This window comes from Vogesella mureinivorans (genome assembly GCF_007644035.1).
GTDB classification, from domain to species: domain Bacteria; phylum Pseudomonadota; class Gammaproteobacteria; order Burkholderiales; family Chromobacteriaceae; genus Vogesella; species Vogesella mureinivorans.
The window spans coordinates 1-412 of the sequence record NZ_VMTV02000742.1 but is presented as its reverse complement, the minus strand read 5'-3'; the positions used below and the strand labels follow the sequence as shown (position 1 = coordinate 412).

1 protein-coding gene is annotated in these 412 nt (G+C 50.2%); it reads left to right on the top strand.

Going from position 1 to position 412, the window contains the following annotated elements:
- Positions 1–185: ATP-binding protein (locus tag FLQ44_RS18015; RefSeq protein ID WP_170253028.1), on the top strand; the 185-nt coding region annotated here is incomplete at its 5' end.
- Between the last annotated feature and the right edge of the window lie 227 nt (positions 186–412).

Genomic DNA, 412 nt, shown 5'->3' with positions numbered 1-412 from the left:
AGCGCAAAAGCTTACTCATCACGGCCAATCAACCCTTCAGTGCCTGGGATACCATCTTTAGTGATTCCATGATGACGGTCGCCGCCGTAGACCGTTTAGTACATCATGCCTTGATTGTGGAAATCAAAACTGATAGCTATCGCAAACGGGCCGCAACGAACCGCTCCAGTAAGTCCGGCTTCTAGCTTGCTCATAGCTCGCGCTCCTTAAAGGCGATCCTATAGGGTCGCTAAGTCCTGCTGCTGTCACGACGATCTAAAGCTGTCGTCGCGATCTGAGCTTGTCGTCGCGATCTGAGCTTGTCATTTCGATCCCAAATTGTCGTTGCGATCCTAAATTGTCGTTGCGCTCTATATCTCTAACCCGTCAAATCTGCTGTCGCGACACCTCAACCCGCTTGACATTTGATACA